This window comes from Ilumatobacter sp. (assembly GCF_041688325.1).
Taxonomy (GTDB): domain Bacteria; phylum Actinomycetota; class Acidimicrobiia; order Acidimicrobiales; family Ilumatobacteraceae; genus Ilumatobacter_A.
Genome location: NZ_JBDNIJ010000273.1, coordinates 1 through 2,108 on the forward strand (window position 1 = coordinate 1; position 2,108 = coordinate 2,108).

The window sequence follows — 2,108 nt, forward strand, 5'->3', positions numbered from 1 at the left end:
AGAAGACTGGGCAAGAAGACTGGGCAAGAAGACTGGGCAAGAAGACTGGGCAAGAAGACTGGGCGAGTTGAGTGCGGCTTCGGCCAGCGAGTCAGGCAGGTGCGCTGAGTAATTCGCGGCGGAGGGCGAGCAGTTTCGGCGCAGGTTCGCCGTCGGACCAGGCGTCGGCGACGATGACCCGTTCGTATGACTCCCACTCTTGGCGAACGCCGGCGAGGTCTCCTGCCCGAGCATGAGCACGCATGCGCAGCCCGATCAGTTCTTCGTGACCGGGCAGAACGGTGAGACCGCGGCCGGTCGCCCAGAAGACCAGATCGATGTCTCCCAGCGACAGTGCATGGCCGGCCAACTCGGCCGCCACCCCGGTAGCGAGGAGGACGAGGTTCGACGTGATCCCCTCAGCGTCCGGCCAGAGATAGCTCGTGCCAGCGAACGGCATGTCGCGGATCATCTCAGCGGCGGGCCGAAGCGTGTCGATGGCATGTGCCGGGGCTTGAAGCCGTGCAGCGTCAAGCCGTTCCTGGATCAGATCGGCATCGGTCACGACCGATTTGTGAAGCGGTAGCCGCTCGGTCAACGTCCGCTCCAGCCATTCTTCGTCGCCCTCTGGAACGACGAGTCGGCCGAGCGCACGCCGTGCCTCTGAAACAACATTGGCAAAGGTGGCGTCGCGCACGTTCAGCTCCCACAGCGCTGTGCGGGCCGCGGTCCGCGTCGACTTCTCCCGATGAGTGGCCAGCCAGGCTATGAGCTCGACGGTCTTCGAGCGCTCGAACTTGCCCGGGGTGCCATCGAGGTCGATCACATCGACTCCGCCCATGAGTCGCACGACGATTGAGTGCTCGCGAGCGACGAAAGGTTCGCCAGCAGGCGCTTCGATGAAAGGCACTTCGAGAGTGGGCTCCGCTGTCACACTCGGCAGCAGTTGGAGCTCGGCCGACTCGCTGGGGCTCGGTTCGCCCGTGCCAGACGGCGCGATATCGATCACTGGTTCGACTGCATCAACGAGGAGATCGGTCACGGCAGTGAGGTCGTCCAGCGACATACCGACGGGGTCGAGCGCAAACGACAAACCGAATGCGTCGAGCGTCCACTCGTCTGTGCTGGCACGAATCCGACCACCGGCATCGATGGCTGCCCCAGGGCCGATGGTTGCGACGATGCCGATTCCGTGCCCCCCAGCAGGGAACGCAGAGGCAACCGTCGGCATGTCAACCTGGTCGGCGGAGGTGAGGAGCAAGACGGCCGGTTCCCACATCTCGCCTCCTGTCCGCAGCGACCGCAGTGAGAACGACGAGCGCTCGTTGCTCATCGTGCTACCGACGAGTGACGCCGCGAGATCGAATGCCGCACCGATTGATGCTGTGTGATGTGCGTTGCGATGGCCAAGGAGTGCGGCAGCGGGAAGGGAGACGGAGATGAGCTGGGCGATTTCGGCATACGGCGACGAGGCCAGGCCGGCGGCGATCGCGGTCACGATCTCGTCAGCCTGGTCGGGCTGCGCCTCGACGAGGAAGGTGCCGCACGCTTCAATGTCGACGAACACGTCGCGCTCATTGGCGATTCCGACTTGGACAAACGCTACGCATGGCGTCGCAACTCTGCGGGCTTCGGCGCTGAGCAATTCGACCGGGACCGATGCAGGGAGCAGCCAGCTCTGGCTGTCGCTGCCGACCGTTGACCACGGTGCAGTGAGTTCGGCTGGAGCTGTCAGGCGGAGTTCGACTCCGCCATCTTGATCGACCAGGAGGAGGCCGATCTGTGCATCAGTGTCGATGAGCGCTTGGGCCGCTGACCTCATGGCGACGTCGATTCGCGTGGAGCGTTCGCCAGCATCGATCGAACGCAGCCGTCGCTCGGTGGTCACGACGCCCGGCGGTGGATCGGGGACGCGAGTCCGAGGGGCAGCCCCGCGTAGGCGCTGGCTGCGTCGTACCCCGGCCAAAGCGAGTACGCCTGCCGCGAGGAGCGCGGCGTATTCGATTCGGATCGGCGACGGGGCTCTTGGGCTTTGCGGTGCCTCGACATCTCCAGCGCGTTCGTCCCCGTCCGAGACAAAGGGCATCGACGTGGTGCTCGTTGGTGGCGTTGTCGTTGGTGGCGTTGTC

The 2,108-nt window shown here is 64.8% G+C and carries 1 protein-coding gene; it reads right to left on the reverse strand.

Going from position 1 to position 2,108, the window contains the following annotated elements; translation table 11 throughout:
* Window positions 1–91: 91 nt before the first annotated feature.
* Window positions 92–2,108, reverse strand: a 2,017-nt coding sequence (locus tag ACH2EI_RS14900; protein ID WP_395160607.1) for a hypothetical protein, incomplete at its 5' end; no start/stop codon positions are given.